Origin of the sequence: Methanobrevibacter sp. (genome assembly GCF_045112895.1) — an archaeon.
Lineage (GTDB): Archaea > Methanobacteriota > Methanobacteria > Methanobacteriales > Methanobacteriaceae > Methanocatella.
Window position 1 is genome coordinate 1 of the sequence record NZ_JBGUIH010000012.1, and the last position, 24,060, is coordinate 24,060.

The 24,060-nt window shown below is 35.6% G+C and carries 24 protein-coding genes and 1 tRNA gene; 23 read left to right on the forward strand and 2 right to left on the reverse strand.

Annotated features, from left to right (window positions below):
* From ACJMLD_RS02600 to ACJMLD_RS02660, 13 genes are all read left to right on the forward strand, one after another.
* On the forward strand, window positions 1-5,087 hold a 5,087-nt coding region (locus ACJMLD_RS02600), incomplete at its 5' end, for an Ig-like domain repeat protein (RefSeq protein WP_405267693.1).
* Window positions 5,088-5,288: 201 nt separating this feature from the next.
* Complete coding sequence (locus ACJMLD_RS02605) at window positions 5,289-5,708, forward strand: DUF371 domain-containing protein (protein WP_405267694.1); 420 nt, start codon at window positions 5,289-5,291, stop codon at window positions 5,706-5,708.
* Window positions 5,709-5,762: 54 nt separating this feature from the next.
* Window positions 5,763-5,846 (forward strand) — tRNA-Leu (locus ACJMLD_RS02610).
* A 92-nt stretch (window positions 5,847-5,938) separates the two neighbouring features.
* A complete protein-coding gene (gene galU / locus ACJMLD_RS02615; RefSeq protein ID WP_405267696.1) occupies window positions 5,939-6,793 on the forward strand; it encodes a UTP--glucose-1-phosphate uridylyltransferase GalU in 855 nt (284 codons plus the stop codon).
* A 27-nt stretch (window positions 6,794-6,820) separates the two neighbouring features.
* Window positions 6,821-8,044, forward strand: a complete 1,224-nt coding sequence (locus ACJMLD_RS02620) for an aldo/keto reductase (protein ID WP_405267698.1) — start codon at window positions 6,821-6,823, stop codon at window positions 8,042-8,044.
* Window positions 8,045-8,120: 76 nt separating this feature from the next.
* Window positions 8,121-8,330 (forward strand): TIGR04165 family Cys-rich peptide, encoded by a 210-nt coding sequence (locus ACJMLD_RS02625; RefSeq protein WP_405267700.1) that lies wholly within the window; start codon window positions 8,121-8,123, stop codon window positions 8,328-8,330.
* A 1-nt stretch (window position 8,331) separates the two neighbouring features.
* The gene (locus ACJMLD_RS02630) at window positions 8,332-9,459 is read left to right on the forward strand and encodes a TIGR04083 family peptide-modifying radical SAM enzyme (RefSeq protein WP_405267702.1); all 1,128 of its coding nucleotides are present in this window, start codon (window positions 8,332-8,334) and stop codon (window positions 9,457-9,459) included.
* A gap of 13 nt (window positions 9,460-9,472) precedes the next feature.
* Complete coding sequence (locus ACJMLD_RS02635) at window positions 9,473-10,066, forward strand: NAD(P)H-dependent oxidoreductase (protein ID WP_405267704.1); 594 nt, start codon at window positions 9,473-9,475, stop codon at window positions 10,064-10,066.
* 259 nt (window positions 10,067-10,325) lie between these two features.
* Window positions 10,326-12,374: a heavy metal translocating P-type ATPase gene (locus ACJMLD_RS02640; protein WP_405267706.1), complete on the forward strand. Its 2,049-nt coding sequence runs from the start codon at window positions 10,326-10,328 to the stop codon at window positions 12,372-12,374.
* A 75-nt stretch (window positions 12,375-12,449) separates the two neighbouring features.
* Complete coding sequence (locus tag ACJMLD_RS02645; RefSeq protein ID WP_405267708.1) at window positions 12,450-13,439, forward strand: ATP phosphoribosyltransferase; 990 nt, start codon at window positions 12,450-12,452, stop codon at window positions 13,437-13,439.
* Window positions 13,440-13,572: 133 nt separating this feature from the next.
* Window positions 13,573-14,475 carry a CBS domain-containing protein gene (locus ACJMLD_RS02650; RefSeq protein WP_405267710.1) on the forward strand — a complete coding sequence of 301 codons (903 nt, stop codon included), beginning with the start codon at window positions 13,573-13,575 and terminating at the stop codon, window positions 14,473-14,475.
* A gap of 13 nt (window positions 14,476-14,488) precedes the next feature.
* Window positions 14,489-15,412, forward strand: coding sequence for a deoxyhypusine synthase (locus ACJMLD_RS02655; protein ID WP_405267712.1), 924 nt, complete (start codon window positions 14,489-14,491; stop codon window positions 15,410-15,412).
* A complete protein-coding gene (locus ACJMLD_RS02660) occupies window positions 15,413-15,940 on the forward strand; it encodes a hypothetical protein (RefSeq protein WP_405267714.1) in 528 nt (175 codons plus the stop codon). It abuts the gene before it with no gap.
* Window positions 15,941-15,984: 44 nt separating this feature from the next.
* On the opposite strand, the gene ACJMLD_RS02665 is transcribed toward ACJMLD_RS02660, so the two are convergent.
* A complete protein-coding gene (locus ACJMLD_RS02665) occupies window positions 15,985-16,230 on the reverse strand; it encodes a DUF5654 family protein (RefSeq protein WP_405267716.1) in 246 nt (81 codons plus the stop codon).
* 87 nt (window positions 16,231-16,317) lie between these two features.
* Complete coding sequence (gene pyrF, locus ACJMLD_RS02670; RefSeq protein ID WP_405267718.1) at window positions 16,318-16,965, reverse strand: orotidine-5'-phosphate decarboxylase; 648 nt, start codon at window positions 16,963-16,965, stop codon at window positions 16,318-16,320.
* A gap of 199 nt (window positions 16,966-17,164) precedes the next feature.
* Here pyrF and ACJMLD_RS02675 point away from each other — a divergent pair, with 199 nt between their 5' ends.
* The 10 genes from ACJMLD_RS02675 to ACJMLD_RS02720 all read left to right on the forward strand — a co-directional run bounded on the left by ACJMLD_RS02675 (window position 17,165) and on the right by ACJMLD_RS02720 (window position 24,050).
* The gene (locus ACJMLD_RS02675) at window positions 17,165-17,830 is read left to right on the forward strand and encodes an energy-coupling factor ABC transporter permease (protein ID WP_405267720.1); all 666 of its coding nucleotides are present in this window, start codon (window positions 17,165-17,167) and stop codon (window positions 17,828-17,830) included.
* Between the two features lie 10 nt (window positions 17,831-17,840).
* Window positions 17,841-18,128: an energy-coupling factor ABC transporter substrate-binding protein gene (locus ACJMLD_RS02680; RefSeq protein WP_405267722.1), complete on the forward strand. Its 288-nt coding sequence runs from the start codon at window positions 17,841-17,843 to the stop codon at window positions 18,126-18,128.
* 47 nt (window positions 18,129-18,175) lie between these two features.
* The gene (gene cbiQ, locus ACJMLD_RS02685; RefSeq protein ID WP_405267724.1) at window positions 18,176-18,871 is read left to right on the forward strand and encodes a cobalt ECF transporter T component CbiQ; all 696 of its coding nucleotides are present in this window, start codon (window positions 18,176-18,178) and stop codon (window positions 18,869-18,871) included.
* A 1-nt stretch (window position 18,872) separates the two neighbouring features.
* Window positions 18,873-19,706 carry an ATP-binding cassette domain-containing protein gene (locus tag ACJMLD_RS02690; protein ID WP_405267726.1) on the forward strand — a complete coding sequence of 278 codons (834 nt, stop codon included), beginning with the start codon at window positions 18,873-18,875 and terminating at the stop codon, window positions 19,704-19,706.
* Between the two features lie 135 nt (window positions 19,707-19,841).
* Complete coding sequence (gene ribC, locus ACJMLD_RS02695; RefSeq protein ID WP_405267728.1) at window positions 19,842-20,300, forward strand: riboflavin synthase; 459 nt, start codon at window positions 19,842-19,844, stop codon at window positions 20,298-20,300.
* Window positions 20,284-21,015: a glycosyltransferase family 2 protein gene (locus tag ACJMLD_RS02700; protein WP_405267784.1), complete on the forward strand. Its 732-nt coding sequence runs from the start codon at window positions 20,284-20,286 to the stop codon at window positions 21,013-21,015. Before ribC ends, ACJMLD_RS02700 begins: the two co-directional genes overlap by 17 nt.
* Before the next feature lie 9 nt (window positions 21,016-21,024).
* The gene (locus tag ACJMLD_RS02705; RefSeq protein WP_405267730.1) at window positions 21,025-21,372 is read left to right on the forward strand and encodes a DUF2304 domain-containing protein; all 348 of its coding nucleotides are present in this window, start codon (window positions 21,025-21,027) and stop codon (window positions 21,370-21,372) included.
* 3 nt (window positions 21,373-21,375) lie between these two features.
* Complete coding sequence (locus ACJMLD_RS02710; protein WP_405267732.1) at window positions 21,376-22,047, forward strand: (Fe-S)-binding protein; 672 nt, start codon at window positions 21,376-21,378, stop codon at window positions 22,045-22,047.
* A complete protein-coding gene (locus ACJMLD_RS02715) occupies window positions 22,034-23,236 on the forward strand; it encodes an LUD domain-containing protein (protein ID WP_405267734.1) in 1,203 nt (400 codons plus the stop codon). The genes ACJMLD_RS02710 and ACJMLD_RS02715 overlap by 14 nt, the downstream gene beginning before the upstream one ends.
* A gap of 100 nt (window positions 23,237-23,336) precedes the next feature.
* Complete coding sequence (locus tag ACJMLD_RS02720) at window positions 23,337-24,050, forward strand: (5-formylfuran-3-yl)methyl phosphate synthase (RefSeq protein ID WP_405267736.1); 714 nt, start codon at window positions 23,337-23,339, stop codon at window positions 24,048-24,050.
* Window positions 24,051-24,060 lie beyond the last annotated feature (10 nt).

Sequence of the window (24,060 nt, forward strand, 5' to 3'; positions counted from 1 at the left end):
CTTCTGGTAATTCAATATATGTTGATGATCTTGCTGGTGATGATCGTAATGATGGAAAATCATGGGATTCATCAGTTAAAACAATAAATCAAGCTTTAAATTTATCATCCGATGGTGCTACAATCCATTTATCTTCTGGAAATTACAATTCAACAGGCAATGTTAGGATTAACATTACTAAGTCTGTAAATATTGTAGGTTCTGAAAATACGACTTTTAACGGTTTAGGAAAAGATTATCTGTTTGTCGTAAATGATAACTTAACTGTCACATTTAAAAATATCAATTTTGTCAATGCTCTAAAAAATCAGAATTCCTATCCTTTACACGATTCTGAAGGAGAATGGAATTTAAATAATCGTTATGGTGCTGCCCTAGAAATTAAAAATTCAACCGTAACAATCGACAATTGTCAGTTTTCTAATAATAAACTTAGTAATGGTTTGAAGAAATATGCCATATATGGTGCAGCGGTAAGCAGTTTTGGAGATTTAACAATCTTGAATTCTTATTTCAGTAATAACCTTATAGATTCAATGGCTCCTTCCAGATATGGATATGGTGGAGCAGTATTCAATAGGGGAAAGTTATATGTGAATAATTCATCATTCGTCAATTCTAAAGGAGGCAAAACAGGAACATATGGTGCTGCCATTGCCAATTATGGATTTGCGAAAATGGAAAATTCAATTATTGATAATTCCACTGCACTTACCCAGTCTTACGGTTCCGCGATTTATAATAAGGGAACCTTTATTTTATCAAATTCCATCATAAAAAATAATAGAATAGGATATGGTGATGGAGGATACAAGTATTATGGTGCAGTATATAATTTAGGCGACTTTACAGGTATTGGAAGTATTTTTGAGAACAACACATTTACTCGTTCAAGCAGTTTACAATCAGCCTGGTATACTGCCAATATTTACAATGAAGGCACCTTAAACTTAACATATAATGCATTTATTAATAACCAAATGTATTCCGATTCATCAGACGTTTCTACATCTAATTTCAGACGTGATGTCTACAATAATGGAGACGTTACCTCATTGAATAATAACTGGTGGGGAAGTAATGAAAATCCTAATGCAATGAGATTTACTAATGTTGAAGGCATTTCAACATGGTTAACATTCACTTTAAATCCGGATTATTCCGCATTGGACATTGGTGGAAAAATCACTATTCAAGCAGAACTAAAACCAAATGAAGGCAGTGCAAAATTAAACTCATTCCCAGTATTCAGCACTACATTCAAAACATCATCTGTTAATTCAACTAAAAAATTAGTCAATGGAAAAGCAAAATTTGTTTTTGATGACACTAAGAATAAAGGAGCATATGAAGTAATAGCTGTGTTAACAGGTTTTGAACAGAAAATTTTCATTGATGTTGGAAAATTGAAGTCTAATATTGAGTTCAATGTGACTAAAGATTTGACTTATCAAGACATTTTCCAGATCAACGTTACTGTAAAGGGTAAGGGTGCAAAAAATCCAACAGGACATGTTTTAATGTCTTTAAATGGTGTCGAATATACAATTAACTTGAAAAACGGTGCTGGAACTTACAAAATTGATAGGTTAAGTAAAGGAGAGTATTCATTGAAATTAACCTATATGGGGGATGATGATTATGCCAAATCTTTCACAAATGGAACAGTTAAGGTTAAAAGACTCCCTGTTGACTTAAAAATTGATATTCCTAATGTAAAAGTTGGCCAGTTGGTTGAAAACGGTCAGATTATTCTTAATACTTCCGATGCTCAAGGAACTTATAAATTATACATCGATGGTGTTTATAAGGCATCCGGTAGGATTTACCCCGGCAACACTCCAATTAAGAATTTGGGGCAATATCCTGAAGGAAAACATGAGGTTATATTGGTATATGAAGGTTCTGATAATTTTGAACCGGTTAATTTAACTACCTCATTTGAGGTTTCAAGATATAGCACTATCTTAAATGTATATGCCAATAACATTAACGCTGGTGAAGATGCTGTAATCACTATTGAAGCCATTCCAGAAACTTTAAGAGGGGATGCAGAGCTTTATATCAATGATGTTAAACAATTAATATTTTTAGAGGATACTTTTACTAATGTTACTATTTATAATTTAGAGCCGGGTAGATATGATGTTAGTGTTGTCTACTTGGGCGACAACCAATATTACAGTTCTAATGACACCACTTCATTTAGAGTCGTCAAACAAACTTCAAATCTAACAGTTAATATAACCCAAAAGGAAAATGAATATACTGGAAAAATAGTTGTCAAGACTATTCCTTCAAAATGTACAGGGCTAATTGGGGTTTATGTCAATTTTAGAGAATATAAACTAAACCTCACCAAAGGCGTTGCCAGATTTAACGTGGAATTTGATAAGGGAACAAATTACATATTTGTTTATTATGAAGGTGATGACTATTATGAAGGCTGTGAATGGAATACTACTGTCGGTATTGTAGATACCTATGAGATAATAGGGTCCAATGTCACTGCCTATGAACACAATGACTTTAATTACTCAATAAGATTGGTTGAGGATAGTGGAGTTCCAATTCAATATGAAACAGTTTCAGTCAATGTAGACGGTAAATTCTATAATGTTACAACTAATAAATTCGGTTTCGGATATTTGACTTTAAATCTTGCCAAAGGCACTTATAATGTGGTATCCACTTATAGGGAGGAATCAATTACCAATACATTCACTATTAATGAAATTAAATTTAATCTGACTACTGAAAATTTTGATTATGGTGGAAGCGGAATAATTAAAGCCGAATTCAATGATGATGTTGAAGGCAGTGTTCGTTTTTACATTAAGGATGTAGTGGATGAAATTGTCCCGATTGCCAATGGAATCGCATTAATCAACATTTCTGGAGTAAATGCAAGCACCTATAAGGTTTATGTTAACTATAAAAATGATGTTTACTCTTCTGCTAAAGTTTCAAAGACATTTAAAGTTAATAAACTGGATCTTGATTTTACATATAGTTTTAACCAGCATGATTATGTTCTTAGTGTAGGTAGTTTGGATAATGCAACTGGAAGTTTATCTATTCAGATTGACAGCAAAAAGTATAATTCAGCAATCAACAATTCAAAAACAGAATTGAAACTCAAGACATTGTCAAAAGGAAATCATTCTTTGGTTATCACTTACAAAGGGGACAGGAATTATAATGCATTTACTTTGAATTCCTATATTTTTGTTAAGGAATTGACTACAGATATCACCTTAAAAATAAAAAATGGAGTTTATGGTAAGGATTTAACCGTTACTGCAAATATCAATAAAAATGCATCTGGAGTAATAAGATTTGATGTGGAAGACTTGTCAAAAGAGGTTACCGTAAAGAATGGTGTTGCAAAATGGGTATTCGGCGGAATCGGTGCCGGGACTCACAATATTACCGCTAATTATTTAGGTGATGACTATTATATTGATGTTTCAAATTCAACCACATTCAAAGTCAGCAAATCCAGTTCAAAAATAGTCCTTTATGTGAAAGATGTATATCTGGATGAGAATATTATCATTTATACTAATTTGAGCACTAATGCAACTGGAAAAGTATTGTACAGTATGGATAATTATTACTCTCCAAGGTATAAGCCTACTACAGACTCAAAATCAGTTTGGTACATTTCACCATTGGATACTGGTTCATATACAATTCGTGCAACATTTGAAGGTGATAACAACTACTATGAATCCAGTACTGTCTTTATATTAAACATATCTCAAAAAAGAGCTATTCTTGATGTTGAAATTGAGGATGTTAATGTTAAGGATAGGGTGGTTTCCAATTTCAAATTAACAAATTCCAAAGGTGTTGGCCTTAGCGGCAAGGTCAAATTGGAATTAAATTCAAGGACATATGACATAGATGTCAAGAAAGGCGAATCCAGTCTTGTTATTGGAAAGCTGCCTGCAGGCAATTATTCATATACAGTAAGCTACGCCGGTAATAGCATATATGGAAAAACTTCTTACAAAGGCAGTTTTGAAGTAAGGGAAACACGTTTGAATACAACAATTTATGCGTATAATCTTACTAAATATTATAAAAATGCCAAAAAGCTTTCAATTTACCTTGTTTCATCTAAAAATAAGGTTATTTCCGGAGCAACAATGGATGTTACTATCGCCGGTAAAACATATACTGTCGTTACTAATGATGAAGGACTCGCTACATTGGATGTTAATCTAGCTACCGGAAGTTATGTCTCTTCAATTTATTTTGAAGGTGATGATGATTACTTCGCATCATCTGCAAATGCAACAGTGACAATATTGTCCACTGTTGAAGGAATCGATGTCGTTAAGGTTTATGGTACTTCAACCCAATACTATGCAGTATTTTCCGATTCAAACGGAAAGCCGTTAGCAAATAAACAGGTTAAGTTCACTATAGGATCCAATTCATATAAGGCAACTACACTTCCGAACGGTATCGTCAGGCTGAACATTAATCTAAAAGCCGGAACCTATACCATAACAGCTATCAATCCGGTTACTTCACAGAAATATTCTAATAAGATTGTCATTAAAAACAGATTGATGGAAAATAAGAATATTCAAAAGTACTATGGCGGAACTAAGAAATATCAAGTGAGGGCATATGGTGATAATGGAAAAGTGGCTGTCGGCGTAAACGTTAAAATGAAACTTAATGGAAAAACATATACTGTCAAAACTGATAAGAAGGGTTATGCAAGATTATCTGTTAATTTGAAACCTGGAACATACACAGTCAAAGCAACTTATAAAGGTTATTCCGTTTCAAATAAGATAACTGTAAAGTCTACAATCGTTACAAAGAACTTGTCCAAAAAGAAATCAAAGACAGCAAGCTTCCAGGCTAAACTCCTTAATTCTAATGGTAAAATATTGAAAGGCAAAAAAATAACTTTCAAATTTAAGGGTAAGAAATACACCGCCAAAACAAGCTCTAAGGGAATAGCCACTTTCAAAGTTAAAAATAATTTGAAAGTAGGTAAATATAAGATATACACTACATATGGAAAGTTGACTAGGACTAATACTATAACTGTTAAAAAATAGTTTTTCCTTAAACTTTTCTTATTTTTATTTTTTCATATATGGGAGCCATATTCAACTTCTTTATTTTTACATCTGATTGTTTATTCTATCAATAGCAACCGAGAATTTTATATTTTTTTGAGTTAATCATCGAATTATTGAAGCTATTTTTAATTAAATGCATGAAAACTTTTATTAGTTTTTCCTGACTAATTATTAATTATGATTTTTAAACTTCAAACTAAAGGCCATAGAAATGTGACATCACTTCACAAATCCACTTTTGAAATTACAAAGGATGTTGAAATTGGCCCGACTGCAGACTGCATCATTGGAACTGACATGGACAAATCTATGCTAAACTTTCCACAAGAGTTCAAGGATAAAATAGCTAATTCCGATACAAGGATTAGTGTCATTTTGGATACTGAAAATGGGCATGATGAAATAACCGGCTGGGGTCATGAAGACCTAACATTAACCCATCCGACAGACATTGTTTGTAGAACTAGTGATTATACATGTTCCCGTACATTAATGATTAGGGCAGATAAGGCTGCAAAAGATCTTGATGAAAACCTTATCGAAGATTTAAAAAATGGAAAAGTCATGGAAGTTACTATAAAATTAAGTGAAAAATAGTTACATTTATATAAGTTAAAAAATATATTTTTTTATAACTACTTTTGTTTTTATGCGGGGGTGGTCGAGCGGTCAAAGGCGCTAGGTTGAGGGCCTAGTGGGTCAGTCCCTTCGCGGGTTCAAGTCCCGTCTCCCGCACTATCATTTTCTGATTTCAATTCTTTTTTTGCTAAATTATTTATATATTCAAATTAAAAATTATATACAATTAAAATTCTTGGTGATAAATTATGAAAGCTGTAATTCCTGCGGCAGGTTTTGGAACAAGATTTTTGCCTGCTACTAAAGCGCAACCTAAGGAAATGTTACCTGTTTATGATAAGCCTACTATTCAATATGTTATTGAAGAGGCGGTTGCTTCAGGTATTGATGATATCCTAATTGTCACAGGTAGAAACAAAAGGTCTATTGAGGACCACTTCGACAAATCCTTTGAACTTGAACAGACATTGCAAAGTGCAGGCAAGTATGACCGCTTAAAGCAGGTTCGTGACATTACTGATTTGGCAGACTTCTGTTATGTAAGGCAAAAGGAACAAAAGGGTCTTGGCGATGCTATCTATTGTGCTAGAAAGCATATAGGCAGTGAACCGTTTGCAGTAATGCTGGGAGATTCCATTACAAAAGGTCCGATTCCATGTACAAAACAGTTGATTGAGGTTCACAAGAAATATGATGCCTCTGCCATTTCCCTTGAAAAGGTACCTAGAGAGAAAGTGGAAAGGTATGGTATTATTAAAGGGGATGAAGTTGAGAAGAATATTTATAACATTACTAAGCTAGTCGAAAAGCCATTGGCTCATCAGGCACCATCCAATCTGGCCATTATGGGGCGCTATGTCTTAACACCGGACATTTTTGACAAAATCAATGAAACCGAACCGGGTGTGGGAGGCGAAATACAATTGACAGATGCCCTTCAGAAATTGGATTCAATCTATGGAGTCACATTTGAAGGAAAAACCTATGATATAGGAAATCGTTTGGAATGGCTCAAGACATCAATTGAATTTGCAATGGATGATTCCGAATCAAAAGCGGACTTGATTGAATATATGAAGGAAATTATTGATGGGGTTCAATAACTCCAAATTTTTATTTTATGGATTTTAATGCAATATAGATTAATTTCAAAAACTGGCGATGAGATATCCTCATTGGGCTTTGGAGCAATGAGATTGCCACTTAAAAACGGCAAGATTGACAGAGACAAAGCCAGCAGACTTATTTTCCATGCTATTGATAATGGTGTAAACTTTATCGATACCGCTTATCTTTATGGGGATAGCGAAACGTTTTTAGGCGAAATCCTAACTGATGAAATAAGATCCAAGGTTAAGATATCCACTAAACTGCCTTCGATTAATGTTAAAAAGTATGAAGATATGGAAAACATCTTAAACGAACAGTTGAGAAGGCTGCAAATCGATTGCATTGACTATTACCTCATCCACGCCGTTGATTTGAAAACAATAAACCGTCTGCTTAAGAGAAATTTAGTTAAATTCATCGATAAGGCAAGATTTGAAGGTAAAATCCAGCATGTCGGATTTTCCTATCATGGGCCTAAAGAGGAATTTGAAACGGTTGTCGATGCCTATGATTGGGATGTCGTAATGGTCCAGTACAATTACTTCGATGAGAATGTTCAGGCAAGCATGGAAGGAATTGAGTATGCCGCCTCAAAAGGAATTGGCGTTATTGTAATGGAACCTCTTAAGGGAGGAATATTGGCCGGTAAAATGCCTGATGAGGTTGAACATGTTTTCAGAAAAGCCAATCCCAACAAAAGCAATGCTGATTGGGCTTTGGAGTGGGTCTTGAATAACAGGAATGTCACCTGCGTACTGTCAGGGATGAACAGCTTCGAACAGCTTGATGATAATCTGGCTATTGCAAGCAAGACAACTCCATTGTCAATGAGCTTTGAAGAGATGGAAACAATTGAGCTTGTAAAGCGGGTCATGAGGAATTCCCTAAAGATCAATTGTTCATCCTGCGGATATTGCATGCCCTGCCCTCAGGGAGTTAACATTCCGGAATGCATGAAGATATACAATGAAAAGTACCTGTTTAATCATAATGGATTTGTCAATCAGTCATTGATTGATTACTATCAGTATGTTGGGGGAATCATGGGCAATGAGGGAAATGCAGGCAAGTGCAACGGATGCGGCAAATGCCTGAGGAAATGCCCTCAAAAATTAGACATTATCTCAGAGCTTAAAAAGGTAAAAAAAGAGTTCGAATTTCCAGGTGTCCATTATATACTCTTATTTATCCAGCATGTCGGTTTTCCGATTTATAGGCAGTTCGTAAAGATTTTAAATCGTTAATCCTTTCTTATTTTTAGACATTTGACCATTGTTGCCATTAATAAATTTAATATATTTTAAAATTAAATAGTCTAATATGAAACTAGAAGAATTATTGGCACCATGCCCTAAATGCGGTTCAAAAGATAAGATTGCTCTTAGGAGATTGTTAGACAATCATCGCGCACATGCAGAAATGAAAGCTGTTAAATGCGAAGAATGCGGATATATCTTCTTTGTAAATGAGGATATGGATCCTGATGAGAAGAAACAGTTGTTAATGGAATTAAATAAAGTACACGGTTAAAATGACATTTCATGTAATGATTATCCCAACACTCAACTGTCCATCAAACTGCAAATACTGTTGGGGATCTGAAAACAAAAAGGAAATGATGGATGTTGAAGTAATCGACCAGATTATAACTTGGCTAGCTGATTTCAGGGATGATAAGGTTCATTTCACTTTCCATGGTGGCGAACCCCTTCTTGCAGGCTACGATTTTTACGAATATGCATTGGATAAGCTTTCTAAGCTGCCTAATTTTGAAGGGTTTTCTCTTCAAAGCAATATCTGGCTTTTGAGTGATGAGCTAATAGATTTGTTTGTAAAATACAATGTCGTTGTAAGCACAAGCATTGACGGGCCAAAGGAAATCAACGATTATCAACGTGGAGACGGCTACTTTGACAAGACCATGTCAAAATATGAACTCGCCAAAAGCAAAGGGCTGATAATTAACTTCGTTTTAACTGTTACTGATTATTCTAAAGATTTCTCAGATGAATTGTATGAGTTCTTCAAAGGCGAACAAATGAGTCTGAAGATTCATGCGGCCCTTCCATCACTAAGGGGGGACAATGCAGACCCATGGGCACTTGACCAGGAAGAACATGGAAAGCTCCTGGTTGAATGGTTGGACAAGTACCTTTACGATTTGGATAAATTCGTCATTATGGATTTGGACCACATTTGCAAAAGCACGCTAAGAAGAAGAGGAACTCTCTGCACATTTGCAGACTGCATAGGCACTACATTGGCAGTAGGTGCGGACGGCTCAATCTATCCATGTTACAGGTTTGTCGGAATGCCGGAGTATGTTTTAGGCAATGTTTCTACAAATCCAAGTTTTGATGATTTAAAAGAGTCAGATGCATGGGCTAAACTTCAGGAATTCAGAGATTATGTTGATGAAAACTGCAAGAAATGCAGATATGTAAAATACTGTGAAGGAGGATGCCCTTACAATGCAATTGTTGCATATCAGACACCGCAGGCAGTTGATCCGCAATGTACGGCATATAAAATGATATTTGGAGAAGTTTCAAAAAGAATGAATAAGGAATTTGCCCGTTCGGCATTTGGAATGGGTGGACCTGCCCCTAGAAAAGAGGGTGACCCTTTCAGCATAATGGATTTGGCTATGAAGCCTTAATTTTTTAGATATCATGAAAGTTCATATTGTTTATTGCCATCCAAGCGATGATAGTTTGACATTTGAGTTGAAAGAATCCTATCTCAAAGGATTAAAATCGTCAAATATTGATTTTACTATTTCTGATTTGTATAATGATAATTTTAATTCTGATATTTCTGAGGAAGAATATCTTCGTGAGGCTAATTATATTGAATCTTCTGTTTTGGAGGATGTTTTAAAAGAACAGAAACTGATTAATGATGCTGATATTCTAACATTCATTTTTCCCTTGTTCTGGATGGATGCCCCTTCAAAGCTTGTTGGTTGGTTTTCGAGAGTTTTCACTTATGGCTTTAGATATTATAATGATGATGCTCCATCAGCAATGAAGGTGTTTGATGAAGTAAACTTTTTGATTGGAACCGGAAGCAGCTATGATGATTTGAAAGCCGACGGCAAAATCGATGCTATCAAGACCATTTTTGCAACCGACAGAATTAACGATAAAGCGAATAAGATAAATTTTTACTTCTTTAGTGAAACCAGCCACGATAAGATCACTCCTGAAATTAAGAGACAATATATTGATGAAGTATTTGAAATTGCAAAAAATAATTTATACTAATTTTTCTTGAGTAATACTGAGTATATAAATGAACTCAAAAAAAGTAATACTTTTATATACTTCTTGCTCCAAAATAATAAATAGTAATACTGAGTATTTAAATGAACTCAAAAAAAGTAATACTTTTTTGGCTGTTGGTAGTTACTGGATATAATTTTTTTGATTTGTTTCAAATTTTGGGTGAAACTTTTAAAAAATTTTTGAGTAATACTGGGTATTTAAATAAATTCAAAAAAAGTAATACTTTGAGGTTTTAGAAATGATTGATGAAATAACTGATTTCTTATTCGGACTAAAGATGACTATTATTTCAGGTATATTCTTATTAATAGCAGTTATTTTTATGATTTTTGGAGTAGACGCTCCAATTTATTTAAACCCTGCTTGGGGGGCAGTAGTAATAAGTGGTATTCCAATGTTGCTTTTGGCTATGACCAGGTTGATTCGTGAAAAATGGATTTCATCTGCACTACTAATTGCAATAGCTATGGTGGCATCACTATTGATTGGTGAAATATTTGCTGCAGGTGAAGTCGCATGGATTATGGCATTAGGGGCTCTCCTTGAGGATTGGACAGTTGAGAGGGCAAAAAAAGGTTTAAGAAACTTAATTAATTTGACTCCACAAACCGGTAGAAGAATTGTCAACGGTAAGGAAGAAATGATTTCAGTTGATGAGATTAGGATTGGCGATATTTTAAGAATTCTTCCCGGTGAGAGCGTTCCGGTAGATGGTGAAATCGTAAAAGGTACTTCATCACTTGACCAGTCAATCATGACTGGGGAATCCCTGCCGATTGATAAAGAGGTTGGAGATGAGGTATTTTGCGGTACCATGAACATGTATGGTGCTATTGATATCAAAGCTACAAGTTTAGGTGAGAATTCGTCACTTCAAAAATTAATTGATCTTGTAAAGGCGGCTGATGAAAAGCAAGCTCCAACACAGAGAATTGCAGATAAATGGGCAACATGGCTTGTTCCTGTTGCATTATTAATCGCAATCGCGGCTTGGCTAATAACAGGAAATGTCGAAAGAGGAGTAACAGTTCTTGTGGTATTCTGTCCATGCGCTTTGATTTTAGCAACACCAACTGCCATTATGGCTGCTATTGGCCAGGCAACAAAATATGGTGTGCTTATTAAATCAGGTGAAGCACTTGAAACTTTAGGTGGCTTAAATACATTAGTATTCGACAAAACTGGAACATTAACTTATGGTAATTTAGAGGTTTCTGATGTTATCTCTTTAGATGATAGTTTAACTGAAGAAGATATACTTAAAATCACTGCGTCATGCGAAAAATTGAGCGAACATCCATTGGCTAAAGCCATCGTAAACAATGCAAAAGAAGTGAAAATTGATATTGAAGAGCCAAAAGACTTTAAAATGTATCCTGGAAAAGGCGTTACATGTACAAATTCTTATGGTATGGTATATGCAGGAAACTCCAAATTTCTATCAGAAAATAATATTGACGTAAATATTTCCACTCAATTAGACAAACTGAAACATGAAGGAAAAGCTTCAATTATCGTTGCATTAAATGATGAGGTTATTGGATTAATCGGATTGTCCGATGTGATTCGTGAAGATTCTAAAAGCATGATTGAAAACTTGCATGATTTGGGTACTGAAACTATACTGCTCACAGGAGATAACACAGAAACCGCAAATTATTTTGCATCTAAAGTTGGAATTGGCAAAGTTTATGGCAATTTGCTGCCAGAAGAAAAGCTTTCATGGATTGAAAAATTCAAAAATGAAGGTAAAAAAGTCTGTATGATAGGAGATGGCGTTAATGATGCACCTGCACTTAAAACGGCCGATGTAAGTGTAGCAATGGGGTCCGTTGGAAGCGATGTAGCAATCGAAGCCGCGGATATTGCACTTTTAGGTGACGACATTGGCAAAATTCCATATCTTAAAAAGCTTTCCAATTCCACTTTATTCACGATTAAGGCAAACATTGCAATGTCAATGGCAATCAATGCTGCGGCTATTGTATGTTCTGTTTTAGGTCTCCTGAATCCGGTAACTGGAGCTATTGTTCACAATGCAGGATCATGTCTGGTCGTATTGAATGCGGCATTGCTATATGACAGGCACTTTGATGATTCAATTAAAAAGATAGACACCGAAAATGTAGAACACTCACATTATCACTTCCACAATGACGGTGAGCACTCACATTCCCATGAAGGTGTTACAATTATTGATGAAATCAGAACAAGTGGTGGAATCAAGCATATGCATGTTCACAAACATGCTTTGAGTAGACAAAGTTGTGAAGCTTATCACAACTAACTTCTTTTCTTTTTTTAGTAATCCATCAAAAATATTATATAATTTAAAATTAATAAGTCTAGTTTAGGTATTAATATGAACGAAAAAATAATCTTAGGACTCCCAAAGGGAAGTTTAAATAATGTAAAAAGAGGAAATACTCATAAGTTATTTGTTGATGCAGGTTATGAAGTCAAGGGATATGAACCTGGCGATGAGGCTTACGAAATTGAAATCTTAAATGACGATGACATCATCGCATTTCTCACCCGCCCGCAATCCACTCCCGTGGAATTGAATAGGGGAATAATCGATATTGCAATTGTCGGCGAAGATTGGATTAAGGAAGAATCAGTCTTAAGGGATACAAATACCGTTAAGATTGGGGATTTGGATTATGGAAAGACTCGTTTGATAGTTGCAGTTCCTAAAGACTCTCCATATGATAGTCTTTCAGATTTATTTAGAGCGAATAAGGACAGGCAAAAACCAATTTTATGTTTTACTGAATATCCTAACTTAACTAGAAAATTCATAATGGAAAATGAAGCGTATCAGGAAATCTATGGTGATGCGGTGCCGTTTGTCCAAGTCAGAGGTTTAACCGATGGGGACAATGAGATGGTGCAGGTAATCAACTCCGATGGGGCTACTGAAGTTTATATCGCTAAAGGCGCCGATCTGATAGTTGACAATACCCAAACAGGCAGCAGCTTGAAGAAAGCAGGCTTAAAGGAAATCGAAACAATATTGCATTCCTCAGCAGGCCTTTATGCGGGAGTCAGCTGTACAGGTGAAAAGCTCGATAAGGCTCAAATGATTTATGAGCAGTTATTGGGAGCAATCACCGCTAAAAAATATTTCGATGTAAAGTTCAACATCGCAAATTCAAAGATTGATGAAGTTTCAGCTTACTTGATTGACAATAAGCTTTGTGCTGATGAGCCTACAATCACTCCCGGATCTGATTTTTCACAAATCAATGTGCTGATTCCAAAAGCGAAATTCCCTGAGATGGTCGATGCCATTAAAGGATTCAATGCAACTTCAATTATCAGAAATGATTTAAAGCAGCTGGTGGAATAATCATTTCTCTATCTTTTATTTTTTTCTAAACATTGTTCAAAGACAACAAAAGAACCATCATGATAAATCATTAAAATTTATAAGGTATACCTTACATAAATTAATATATTAGATTAGTAGATGGGGATAAAACATGTTAACATCTGTTCAAAAAGAAATTTTACAAACTTTAATTAATTTGTACCAATCTTCCGATGGCAAATCTATTAAAGGTGAGGATATTGCTGAGGTTATGGGGAGAAATCCCGGAACAATTCGTAACCAGATGCAATCATTAAGAAGTTTAGGTCTTGTCAAGGGTGTGCCTGGACCTAGAGGAGGATACAAGCCAACAATTGAAGCTTATCATTCTTTAAACATCTCTGTTTCAGATCAGGATTCAAAAGTGCCGATATATAAGAATGGTAAAAGGATTGAAGATATTTCAGTTGCAAGAATTGAATTTACAAGTGTTCCTCAACCTAGTGAATGTGAAGCGGCGATAAAAGTTCTTGGAAGTATCAAAGACTTGAACTTGGGCGATACCGTAAGCATTGGACCCACACCGGTAAACAATTTGGGCATCATGGGTACAATCGTCGGCCGTGATGATATGGACAATATCCTCTTAGTGGATACAAAGACCATCAGAAGCATTCCAAAGCAAAGCGTAGGGGATATTGCAAGCAGAGATGTAATATCATTCACAATGGATTGCTCCGTTAAGGATGCCTCTAAAAAATTGGCAGATAATGATATTGATGGGGCTCCAGTTATAAAAGACGGAAAAGTGGTTGGAGTATTCACATTAACCGATCTTGTTCATGCAATTGCCAATGATAAGGAGAATCTCACTGTCGGTGAATTGATGTCAACAAATGTTGTTATTGTCAATGAAGATTTGAAGATAGCTAATGCAATTGAGGTCATGCTTAAAAAATCAATTTCAAGATTGATTGTAGCAGATAACGACAATAATCTATTAGGTATTGTCACAAGAACTGATTTAATTAACACAATTACTAATCTAGACCAATTCCCAATTGTTACAAACTAATTTATGTGATTTAATGAAAGTTAACCAAATTGATGTAGAAGGCAATATGAGAATATCAGATTTAATAGCTCAATTTGATGAATCTGGTGTTTTGGGTGCAGGCAGAGTCGCACGCGCATGTAATATCCTAGTCGACATGATCCAAAATGAGGACATGAGCGTTTTCATGAGTTTGGGCGGTCCTTTAATACCTGGAGGCATGAGGAACATAGTGACCAAAATGATTAGGGAAGGCCATGTCGATTTAATCGTATCAAGCGGAGCAAATATTACTCATGACCTTGTCGAGGCCTTTGGAGGCTCTCATTATCGCCATGAAGGAAAGGATGATGAGGAACTGAATGAAGAAGGAATAGGTCGTATTGCAGACATCAATGTCGGTTCTGACGATTTTACTATTTTTGAAACGGAAATAATCAAGATTTTTGAACAGATTGCCTCTGAAAAGAAAGTAGTTTCCATCCAGGAATTATTGCATGAAATAGGTCTTTTGGTAGATGATGAAAACTCATTTGTAGCGACTGCTGCAAGAAATGATGTGCCTATATTTGCACCAGGGCTCATTGATTCGATGATGGGCCTTCAATTGTGGATTTTCACCCAGGACCATGATTTCACAATCAGTGCGGTAGGCGACATGCATTATCTTTCAGACATTGTATTTGAATCAGAAAAGGTTGGTGCAATTCTTTTAGGCGGAGGCCTTACAAAACACTACACCCTGGCATCAAACGTTATTAAAGGAGGACTTGATGCGGCCATTCAAATCACGATGGACAGGCCTGAAGCAGGCAGTTTAGGTGGAGCACCTCTTGAAGAGGCCAAGTCATGGGCAAAAGCGAGATGCGGTTCCAGTCTTGCCAGTGTTGTTGGTGACGTTACAGTTATTTTCCCATTAATCTATGCAGCGGCATTAGATAAGATTGATAGTGATTAGATGAGTTATATTATTTTGGCGATTTTATTTTTGCTGTCCGGATTTTTCATGAAATATTCGGATGACCTGTTTGATGAAAATCAAGATTTGAAGTTTGCAAGTGTCTTCGGTGTTTTATGTGCATTTGCATCTGCATTTGCCACAATCTACAATGCTGAAGCGGCTTATATCTTTATAGCTATTCTTATTGGCAATTTCATAGCTTTGAAGGTAGATGGAATCCATCATATCCTTACATTAGTAGTCTATCTTTTCATCTGTCTGGTCTTTGGTCTTCCGGAGTTAAGTTTAGTAATTCTCTTGATTTGCATTCTTGCGGCATTTGGCGATGAGGTCGGCCATGAATTGATTTCAAAATACACTGATAATGCCTTTCTGAATCTGTTTTTCGAGTATAGGTGTGTGATGAAAGTCGTGATTTTGATATTGGCTATCTGTGGTGTATTCAATATTTGGATATTCTTCTGCTTCATATCCTTTGAGATAGCTTATGAATCTGCAGGAATTGTTTTTGAAAAGTTAAATTAAAAAAAGAAGTTAAAAAGGAATATGGAATTCCTTTTGTTTTATGTTTAGTCGTCGTCTTCTACGCCCATTTTACCAGCTACTCTAGCAATGAGTACAGTTACGACAACAGCAATTATAGTTACAATAATAGCGTAAGTGAATAGACTAGGAAGTGCGTCTCCAGTACCTACGAAGGTTTCGATTAATGATTGAATAGCACTGTTCCATGCTTCACCGGCTACAAATGCGAATGCAGTTGTGATTAATGCTAAGATTGTTTCCATAATCAATTTTTTTACATCATCTGCCATGCATTTTCACCCCATTTAAATTTATTTTAGTTCCCAGATTATAAGAACAATATTAAATTTATTTTTCTTATTTTAAATAGTTTGGCTTTATTTCAATGATTCAATCAAATTTTCACAGGCAATCTTAGGATTGTTTTCTTCGTATATACTTCTTCCAACAATAATGGCATTGGAGTATTCAAGGGTTTTTTTACCGTCACCACCCTGTTTTCCAACTCCGGGAGAGATTATAAATGCATTGTCCCCGACAATATCTCTTATACTTGATAATCTATCAAGTCTGGTTGCAGGCGCAACATAATTTGTGATGCCCATGGCCACTCCCATTTGGGCTATTGCCTCTGCATCCTTTTGCAGAAACATTTTAGCTCCTGGATGTGACATTTCAGTTAGCAAAAATAGCTCTTTTCCATGTTTGTTCGCCATGTCAAGGCAAGCCTGAACGCTGTCTGATCCAACAAAGCCGTGGCATATTATTGCATCAGCACCTGCCTTGAATGTTTCGTCACATATTTTTGAGTTTGTAGCATCAATGTCGGCTACCTTAAAGTCGCAGATTACTTTAAATCCGAATCGGTCCTTTAGTTTCCCGATTATTTCAAGACCTTCTGCAAGTGCTAATGGGTAGCCTATTTTTATGGTGTCAATATGTTCATTGATTGAATCGCAAATTTCAATAGCTTCACTTTCACTCATTACGTCAAGTGCCAAAATTAGGTTATTTTTTACATTCATCTTATCAACTTGGTTTTTATTTTTATTAAATTTAGATTAACTTTCTGATTTTTATTCAAAGTATTATTAATAATATTTATATATAATAAGGTATATAATAACATTATCAATAAAACTTTAATAAATTTTAATTATATTTTAAATTTTTATTGATTAGTTTATCAAATTATATTGATAGGTTATTTGGAGGAAATTATATATGCATATTATGGAAGGATATTTACCATTGACATGGTGTATTATATGGTTCGTCATATCATTCGCCGTTGTGGCCTTTGGTTTATATCAAATCAAAAAAATTGTAGATGAAAATCCTGAATCCAAAGCTTTACTTGCTGTAAGCGGAGCATTCATGTTCATCTTGTCTTCTTTGAAACTACCTTCTGTTACTGGAAGTTGTTCTCACCCTTGTGGTAACGGATTAGGTGCAGCATTATTCGGTCCTGCTGTAACCGCAGTACTCGCAACTATCGTACTTTTATTCCAAGCACTTTTACTTGCTCACGGTGGATTAACTACTTTAGGTGCAAACATTTTCTCAATGGGTATTGTCGGACCTTTAGCTGCATGGCTCGTATACAAAGGTTTAACCAAAGCTAATATTTCATCCACTATTGCAATCTTCTTTGCAGCATTTTTAGGTGACTTATTAACTTACGTAGCTACTTCATTCCAATTGGCTTTCGCATTCCCTGCTCCTACTTTTGGATCAGCATTATCTAAATTCTTAGTTATTTTCGCAGTAACTCAAGTACCATTAGCTATTGGTGAAGGTATCTTAACAGTAATTATCTGGGACAGATTAAAAGCTTACAAACCAAAATTGTTAGATAAACTCGGTGCATTAGCTCCTAATGAAGCATAAGGTGATAAATATGAAAACATCAACTTTAATTATTTTAGCAGTCGTTTGTCTTATATTGTTTATTGCACCATTAATAATGTTTAATGGTCATGGGGAAGATGATGGATACTTTGGCGGAGCTGACGATGCAGCTGGAGAAGCTATCGAAGAAACCGGTTTCGAACCTTGGTTTTCATCAATTTGGGAACCACCTAGTGGTGAAATAGAAAGTTTATTATTCGCTCTTCAAGCAGCTATAGGGGCAATCATTATTGGTTACTTCTTCGGTTACTGGAGAGGACAAGGTAAAGAAGAATAATTCTTCTTTATTATTTTTTCTTTTTTTTTTAGAGATTAAGTGATTTTATGAAATTTGATATGGATTATATTGCGCATCACAATGCTTTAACAGAAACAAATCCTTATTTTAAACTGTTTTTAACAATAATCTTATTAATTGTTACATTAGCACTTGATAATCTATATTTTGATGTACTCATATTCGTTGTAATGTCCATTGTCATATTAGCAATCGCAAGAATCAGCTATAAATCTTACTTAAAATTCCTATCACTTCCAATGGCATTCCTTGTTATAACCTGTTTCTTTTTATTGTTCTTCTTTGGAAAAGGGAATGTAATTTTTGAAACAGGAATATGGGGAATTGTAATAACTGATGATTCTTGGCATTATGCTGTTTATACATTTATGCGTGTAATGGCTTGTTTGCCTTGTTTAGGTTTCTTAGCGCTTACTACACCTATTGCAAAGATTTTAAACTGTTTAAGAACTTTGAAAGTTCCAAAATTAATGGTTGAAATTGCTCTTTTGATGTATAATACAATATTCATATTCTTAAATGAAATTGATACAATGCAGAAAGCGCAGGATTCTAGGCTAGGATATAATTCCTATTGGTCTTCATTTAAATCTTTAGGTGCTCTTGCAAGTACAATATTTTTAAGATCTCTTGATAAAAGTGAAACATTGCAGTTCGCTTTAGATTCAAGAGGATATTCTGGTGAACTTCCGGTTTATGAACCAAGAAAAAAGGAGAATTAAGATGTTAGAAGTAAAAAATATTAAATATTCCTATAATTCTGATTATCAGGCACTCAAAGGGGTTAGCTTAAAAGTTGAAAGAGGAGATATGATTGCCCTTTTAGGTAAAAACGGTGCTGGTAAATCAACACTATTTCTTCATCTAAATGGAATCTACCAGCCTGATGAAGGTCAAGTCTTTATCGACGGTGAAGAATTGAAATATGACAAGAAGTCTTTGCTTAAGTTCAGACAGAAGGTTGGAATCGTTTTCCAAAACCCGGATGACCAGATTTTCGCTCCTACTGTTGAAGAGGACGTTGCATTCGGACCTCTAAACTTGGGTTTGTCAATGGAGGAAGTTCAGGACAGGGTTGAAGAGGCTTTGGCTCGTGTAGGAATGAGCGGATATGAAAAAACCGCACCGCATCACTTGAGCGGAGGTCAAAAGAAAAGGGTTGCTATTGCAGGAATTCTTGCAATGAGGCCTGAAATCATGGTTTTGGATGAGCCTACTGCCGGTCTTGACCCGCAGGGTGTGGTCGATTTGTCAAAACTGTTGAATGAGCTTAATAATGAAGGAATCACAATCATTATTTCAACACATGAGGTTGATCTTGTTCCGAATTATGCCAATAAGGTATTTGTTCTGGTTGATGGCCTTCTGATTGCGGAAGGCACTCCTAAGGAGATTTTTGCAAAACCTGAAATATTGGAGCAAGCCAATCTAAAAGTCCCGATTGTTACAGATCTCTTCCAGCAGCTTGAGGAAGAAGGCTTTGACATGCAAGGAGACTATCCGTTGACAATTGATGAGGCTAAGGATAAGTTTTTGAAATTGTTAAACAAAAACTAATTTTTTTTTAAATCCTAAATTTTCATAATTTTAAAACCTAAAGTATTATTCAGAATATTAATTCATAATACTTTTTTATTTTTAATTAAAGTTTTATATTAATAAAAACATATCTTTTTTTAAGGTGAATTTAAAATGAGAATTGGAATTTGTGACACTACATTTGCTCGATTTGATATGGCTGCTGCAGCCATTGACGAGCTTAAGAATAATGCTCATGATTTAAAAATAATCAGACAAACAGTTCCGGGCGTTAAAGATTTGCCTGTAACTGCAAAGATTCTCATTGAAGAAGAGAACTGTGATATTGTAATGGCACTTGGAATGCCGGGACCAATGGAAAAGGATAAGATGTGCGCTCACGAAGCATCAACCGGTCTCATTAATGCACAGCTTATGACAAACACCCATATCTTGGAAGTGTTTGTACATGAAGATGAAGAAGATGATCCTGTTGAACTTGCAAAGCTTGCAGAAAACAGGGCACGTGAACATGCGCAAAACCTAATTAAGATGATGTATCACAGAAAAGCAATGAGAAAAGAAGCTGGAATGGGAATGCGTGAAGGAAAAGAAGATGCAGGACCACTATAAAAGGTGTAAAATGGGATTTGAAGTATCAGAGGAAGATAAAAAGGACACTTATGTAATTCTTCCGGCATATAATGAAGCAACAAGGATTCAACCTGTAATTGAGGAAATTGCAGAGAAAGGATATAAGATGGTCATAGTCAATGACGGCTCTTCAGACAACACTTTGGAGGTTGTCAAGGAATCTCAAAGGAAATATCCTGAAAGTATCTTTATCTACTCTCATATCATCAATAGGGGTGTAGGGGTAGCTATGCAGACAGGATTTGATGCTGTCTTAAGATACAGTCCAAAATACATTGTCAATATGGATTCCGACGGTCAGCATGATGCAAATGATTTGGAAAATGTGTTGGAACCGTTAATAACTGGCAGGGCTCAAGCGGTAATTGGAGTAAGGCCTTTAAAGGACATGCCATTAAGCAGAAATATAGCAAATGCCATAATGAACCTTTTGACAAAGATATTCTATAAGGTTGACGTAAGCGATTCACAGACAGGCTTCAGGGCCATAACCATCGACGCCCTGAAAAAGATTAACATTAATGCCAGAGGGTATCTCATCTCTTCAGAGTTCATACGTGAAGTCAATGATAATAATATCCCATTTGAAGAAGTTCCAATCAGAACAATTTACACTCCCGAAACTCAGGCAAAAGGAACAAATGTGACTGTTGCATTTAAGATTTTGATTCAGATGATTAGACATCAATTTTAGGTGATTTAAATGTTATTATATTCAATCATATTTCCAATAATATCTATAATAGCTATTGTTTGGTTTTTGTTAAGATATCTAAAAGAGAAAAATACATTAATTACAACAATTTTATGGACTATTTTTTGGGTTCTAGTTAGTTTGTTTGCAATCTTCCCTAATTTCAGTAACTCATTTGCTAGACTATTCGGTATAACTCGTGGACTTGATTTTGTAATAATCATTGTTTTTGCTGTTTTGGCCTACACAATTTTCAAGCTATACTCCAGGATTGACAAATTGCAGGATGATGTAAACAAGATTGTTAAGGAAGTGGCATTAAGCAACGAAATCACTCTTGATGAGAAAGAGGAATGATTTATGTTATATTTTAGAGGATGCACTGCACAGGAGAAATTGCCGGATATTCAAGAGGCAACCGAAAAGCTATTGAAATTAGCCGATGTCGACTATCACGTTTTGGATGATGAGAAATGCTGCGGTTCGGTATTGCTTAGAACAGGATTCATTGATGAAGCGGCTGAACAGATCAGAAAGAATACTGAAATTCTCAAAGGAGAAACAATCATAACTTCCTGTGCCGGATGCTATAAAACCTTAAAGGATGATTATGAGGGTTTGGATGTGATACACATCTCCCAATTATTAAATCAGTTAATCAGGAAAGGCAAACTTAATCTATCTAAATCAGATTTAAATGTTACTTACCATGATTCTTGCCATTTGGGTCGCCATTGCGATGAATATGATGAGCCGCGCGAGGTTATCAAATCAGCCGCTAATTTGGTTGAAATGGAAAATATCCGTGAAGAAAGTCTATGTTGCGGTGCCGGTGGCGGGGTAAAGTCAGCTTATCCGGAAATCGCTTTTGAAATGGGAAAATCAAGAATAGAACAGGCAAAGGAAACAGGATGTAAAACATTGGTAACACCATGTCCGTTTTGCAAACTCAATTTGGAAAATGATGATTTGGAAGTGCTTGACTTAACCGAATTCTTAGTGAAATATGGTGGTTTGGATGAAGGCCAGTGAACTTGAAACAATGAGAAGGTCTTTCGATACGGTTAAAAAAAGATCAAACCATATTAAAGAATCGCCATCAACCCAAAGATTGATTGAAAGGGTTCGTGAAATAAAAAAATACTCGATTGAAAACAATCAGGAGTTGATAAATCAAGTTTGCGAGTCATTCAAACGCAATGATATTGATCTTATAATAGCTGAAACTTCCGAAGACGCTTTAAAAGTCATTGATGATTTGCTCTTGGAATATGATTGCAAAGCAATTGCAAAAGCCAAATCAAATACCTTGCGCGAAATTGATTTTAAAAATCATTTGGCCGATAAAGACATTGATGTTGTTGAAACTGATTTGGGAGATCGCATATTGCAGCTTAAAAAGACTGACAATAATCCTGTTCATCCGACAGGTCCGGCTTCCCATTTGAATATTTCAGACATCACAGGTATTGTAAACGAGTCTTTGGGTGCTCATGTGAATCCGGAACCTAGAGAAATTATGGAACTTGTAAGAAGTGATGTGCTGAAACGCATTGAAACTGCAAATGTAGGTATAAGTGGAGCCAATGCTATCGCATCCGAGGAAGGGTCCCTTGTAATGGTGCACAATGAGGGCAATATTTCAATAGTTTCACTAAAGGATTTGCATATAATTGTAGCGGGAATCGATAAAATAGTGCCTACACTGGAAGATGCAATCTCCGTATGCAAACTTGAAACAATCTTTGCAACAGGCAGCTATGTGACTTCATATATGAATGTGATTTCAGGACCGTCAAAGACTGCCGATATTGAGAAGAAACTTTTGAAAAATATGTATGGTGCTGAAAAGGTTGTTGTTATTTTATTGGATAACGGCAGAAGTGAAGCTATACCTGAATGCCTTTACTGCATTGGCTGTGGAAATTGCGTTGTTCACTGCCCGGTATACAATGCAGTCGGAAATGAATTTGGATTTAATAACTATTTGGGAGGCAGAGGCGTTGCAATGTCAAAATTCATTGAAGATGATGAGGCATGCTATAATTCAGGCCTTTACATGTGTACTCTATGTGGACTGTGCACTTTAAATTGTCCTTTGGCCATTCCGACAAATGAAATTATTGAAAACATGAGGAAGTTTTCAACCGGTGTTGGATTTTATCCGAAAGCCCATGGTGTCATTAAGGACAATATCTCCAAAAATGATTCTCCTTATTAATCTTATTTTTTTTAAAATTATTCCTAAAAACAATAGTATTATAAATAATAAAGAAGTAATATTATTATATTATAATATTATATTTTATTGGAGGAAATTTATGCTTCTATTAATAAGCCCTATAAATCGTGAAGAAGCTCTAGAATCTATTGAAGGCGGAGCAGACATTGTTGATGTAAAAAATCCTAAGGAAGGTTCCTTAGGGGCTAATTTCCCTTGGGTTATAAAGGAAATTAGAGAGTTAACTCCTAAAGATAAGCTTGTCAGCGCTACTTTGGGTGATGTGCCTTACAAACCAGGTACCGTTTCTCTTGCAGCAATGGGAGCTCACGTTTCCGGAGCGGATTATATTAAAGTTGGATTATACGGAACCAAAAACCATGACGAAGCTGTTGAAGTCATGGAAAACGTTGTTAAAACTGTAAAAGATGTTAGTGAAGATACAATTATTGTAGCTGCAGGTTATGCAGATGCTCACCGTGTCGGTGCGGTCAATCCTATGGAAATACCAAAAATAGCTAAAGATGCAGGATGCGACCTTGCAATGCTTGATACTGCAGTCAAAGACGGTCTTACATTATTCGATCATTTGGATGTTGACCAATTAAAAGCGTTTGTTGAAGAGGCTCACAGCTATGGATTGTTGACTGCACTTGCAGGATCTGTCAAAAAGGACCAATTAAAGCCATTGCATGATATCGGTTGTGATGTGGTTGGTATCAGAGGAGCTGCATGTATTGGCGGTGACAGAAATACCGGTAAAATACACCGAACTGCTGTAGCTGAGCTTAAAGAATTATTAAATTCATTCTAATTAGGTGTTA